Raw genomic sequence first — 3,426 nt, 5'->3', positions numbered from 1 at the left:
GTGTGGCCGATGCCGATCGTGCCGTCGAGCGGCTCGTCCTTGAGCCGGCGTTCGAGGTTGATCAGCTTGCCTTCGGCGCGGCGGCGGGCGAGCTCGCCATGCTCGATGGTGGCGACGCCGGCCGAGTCATAGCCGCGATATTCCAGCCGCTTCAGCGCATCGACGATGAGCGGCGCAACCTGCGCGTGGCCGACGATTCCAACGATACCGCACATGCAGATAGCCCCCGATTCCCCATGGAAAACCAGCGATACTTAGGGATGGCCGGCCTGCCGTGAAAGTCACATTGCATTTCGTCCGGTGTAACGGACGCCTCTCAATGCATGCATCATGCCAGACCGCTCTTGCAATCCGGTTACCGCAATTGGTCGGTTTTTCGATTGCTTCGGCGGGAAGTAAACCCGCTGGCTGACCGCTAGTGATCGGCGCCAGCCGTCTTCTTCTTCGCCGCCGCGGCCGAGGCAAAGCGCTCGCGCAATTCCTTGCCCTTGCCTGGGATCGTCTTCTGGCGGGCGCGGCCGAAGGCCAGCGCATCGTCCGGCACGCTTTCGGTGATGACGCTGCCGGAAGCGATATAGCCGCCCTTGCCGATCGATACGGGCGCCACCAGCGAAGAGTTCGAACCGATAAAGGCGCCCTCGCCGATATCGGTGAAGAATTTCGAATAGCCGTCATAATTGCAGGTGATGGTGCCGGCACCGATATTGGCGGCCGCGCCGACCCGGGCATCGCCGATATAGGTCAGATGGTTGACCTTGGCGCCCTCCTCGATGACAGCCTGCTTGACCTCGCAGAAATTGCCGACCTTTGCCTTGTTCCGAAGATCGGCACCCGGCCGCAACCGCGCGAACGGCCCGACATCGCAGTTCCCGGCAATGGTCGCGCCTTCAATATGGCTGAAGGCATGGATCTTGGCGCCGCCGGCGATCTTCACGCCCGGGCCGAACCAGACATTCGGCTCGACGATGGTGTCGGCGCCGATCTCGGTGTCGTGCGAGAAATACACGGTCTCTGGGGCGATCAGCGTCACGCCCGACAGCATCGCCTCCTGGCGGCGGCGTGCCTGCCAGATGCCTTCGGCCTGGGCCAGTTCGGCGCGGTTGTTGATGCCGAGCGCATTCTCGAAACTGGCTTCCGTGGCAACGACATCGAGACCTTGCGCGCCGGCGATCTCGACGATGTCGGTGAGATAATATTCGCCCTTGGCATTCTTGTTGCCGACCGCATCGAGCAGCTTCAGCGCATGGGCGCCGGCCACCGCCATCATGCCGGCATTGCAGAAACCGATCTTCTTCTCGGCCTCGGAGCAGTCCTTTTCCTCGCGGATGGCAATCAGCTTGCCGCCTTTCTCGACCAGCCGGCCGTAGCCGTTTGGGTTGGGTGTTCGGAAGCCGATCACCGCGACGGCCGCGCCTTCGGCGAGCTTCAGCCGAGCCAGATTCAGCGCTTCCGCATCAATCAGCGGCGTGTCGCCGAACATCACCAGGATGTCGTCATAACCCCTTGATATCGCTTCACGTGCGGCAAGAACAGCATGCGCCGTACCCAAGCGTTTTTCCTGCACGAAGGTCTCGGCCTTGGGCGAGAACTTTGCCACCGCCTTGCGCATCTCTTCGGCACCGTGGCCGATGACGATCGCATCGCTGCTGGCGCCGGCGGCATCGGCCGCCTTGACCACATGAGCGACCATCGGCAGGCCTGCGATCTGGTGCAGCACCTTCGGCAGCGCGCTCTTCATGCGCGTGCCTTCGCCAGCGGCGAGAATGACGGACAGGCAGGATCTCTGGCTCATAGGCGAACAACCATAGGAAAAGGGTTGGGAATCAAGACAGGATAGCAGTGGCGCCATGCTGCACCAATGCGGTTAAATTCCGGTGAGATGGCGAAGCCGCTGACTCTTGATCAGCGGGTTTGCATCTACATCAGGCCGTGATTCCTGAATTCAGCCTGTTCATCGCCGGCAATCCAGCCAAATACCTTCAGACGACCGTCGCGTCTTTCGACCAGATAATCGACCTTGAAATCGATAGTCAAAGCGCTCCCGTCCTTCCGCTCATAGTCGCCAGACCATTGCACCTTGGCCACGCAATGATCCTGATCGATGGATGTCACCGAGACATCGGTGCAGGTCATCCTCTTGCTGCCGATGGCACGATAGGCCTCAAAGCCCTTTTTCATGATGTCTTTCAACTGCTGGCCGTTCTCGCCGACCATCACCGCTGCCGGGGTCACGGAGACGAAACCGGTTGAATACATCTTGCCAACATCGTCCATGTCAGCGTTTCCGGCTATCGCGTCATTGTAGATTGTCTCATAGGCCTTGAAGAATTCTTGTACGTCTGCCTTGGCTACCATTTTCGTCTCGCCACAGCTGTTGAACACGGCCGGCTAACGCAGGCTCTCAGGCATCGTTCCAGATTGACCGGGTCAGCCCAGCCGTCCCAGCACCGGGAAATTCTCCAGTAGCCAGTAGGACACCGTCTGCACGCCGCCTGTGAGGAAAAACACGCCGGCGATCACCAGCAGCGCGCCGATCGCCTTTTCGACGCGGCCGAGATGGACGCGGAATTTGCCGAGGAAGCGCATGAAGGCGCCGGAAAACAGCGCGGCGATCAGGAAGGGGATGCCCAACCCTAGCGAATAGGCGGCGAGCAGCAGCGCGCCCTCGCCCACGGTTTCGCGGCCGCCGGCCAGCGTCAGGATCGGCCCCAGCACCGGGCCGATACAGGGCGTCCAGCCGAAGGCGAAGGCGAGCCCCATGACATAGGCGGCGATAGCGTTGGCCGGCTTGCCCTGCGACTGGAAGCGCGCCTCGCGCGACAGAAGCGGAATACGCAGTATGCCGAGGAAATTCAGGCCCATCAGGATGATCAGCACACCGGCGCCCATCGCCAGCGGCTCCTGCCAGACGCGCAGCAGCCGGCCGATGGTCGAGGCGCCGGCGCCGAGTGCGACGAACACCGTCGAAAAGCCGAGCACGAAGGCGATGGAAGAATAAAGCAGCGCGCCACGCGTGCCTTCGCGGGCTGTGACGCCCGCATCGCCGCGAAAATCGTCGACCGACACGCCTGCCATGTAGCAGAGATAGGGCGGCACCAGCGGCAGCACGCAAGGCGACAGGAACGAGATGGCTCCCGCCCCGACGGCGCTGACATAGCCGATGTCCAATGCCATTCCAAAACTCCAACTGCTCCCGGGCGGATATAGCGACAGCCAGGCCTGTCTGCCAATCACCATTGTGTGGAAAGTCAGCAGCATACGGACATGGGGACGAAAGCGTCGGCATGGGACGTTGACGTCAAGGAGGCCGCGATTTCCCGCGCCTCTCCAATATCAGCCAGGGAGATTTCCATGAAAACCATGACCATAGGGCTGGCCGCGCTGCTTCTCAGCACCGCCGCATCCTTTGCCGCCGACGCGTGGAAG

At 61.7% G+C, this 3,426-nt stretch carries 3 protein-coding genes and 1 pseudogene; all 4 read right to left on the bottom strand.

Annotated features, from left to right (window positions below):
* A pseudogene (locus FJ546_RS31010) lies at window positions 1–215 on the bottom strand (glutamine--fructose-6-phosphate aminotransferase); the annotation flags it as partial.
* A 200-nt stretch (window positions 216–415) separates the two neighbouring features.
* Entirely contained in the window at window positions 416–1,792 is a 1,377-nt protein-coding gene (gene glmU, locus FJ546_RS31005; RefSeq protein WP_140893034.1) for a bifunctional UDP-N-acetylglucosamine diphosphorylase/glucosamine-1-phosphate N-acetyltransferase GlmU, read from the bottom strand.
* 125 nt (window positions 1,793–1,917) lie between these two features.
* Window positions 1,918–2,355 carry a nuclear transport factor 2 family protein gene (locus FJ546_RS31000; RefSeq protein WP_140893033.1) on the bottom strand — a complete coding sequence of 146 codons (438 nt, stop codon included), beginning with the start codon at window positions 2,353–2,355 and terminating at the stop codon, window positions 1,918–1,920.
* A gap of 72 nt (window positions 2,356–2,427) precedes the next feature.
* Window positions 2,428–3,174 carry a cytochrome c biogenesis CcdA family protein gene (locus FJ546_RS30995; protein WP_140893031.1) on the bottom strand — a complete coding sequence of 249 codons (747 nt, stop codon included), beginning with the start codon at window positions 3,172–3,174 and terminating at the stop codon, window positions 2,428–2,430.
* Between the last annotated feature and the right edge of the window lie 252 nt (window positions 3,175–3,426).

This window comes from Mesorhizobium sp. B2-4-19, from assembly GCF_006441315.1.
Taxonomy (GTDB): domain Bacteria; phylum Pseudomonadota; class Alphaproteobacteria; order Rhizobiales; family Rhizobiaceae; genus Mesorhizobium.
Note: the sequence above shows the minus strand (reverse complement) of the source record. Positions and strands in the feature narration are given on the sequence as shown.

Coding starts and splice junctions, on each gene's coding strand:
- glmU (WP_140893034.1), bottom strand. CDS start 1,792: ATGAGCCAGAGATCCTGCCTGTCCGTCATTCTCGCCGCTGGCGAAGGC.
- FJ546_RS31000 (WP_140893033.1), bottom strand. CDS start 2,355: ATGGTAGCCAAGGCAGACGTACAAGAATTCTTCAAGGCCTATGAGACA.
- FJ546_RS30995 (WP_140893031.1), bottom strand. CDS start 3,174: ATGGCATTGGACATCGGCTATGTCAGCGCCGTCGGGGCGGGAGCCATC.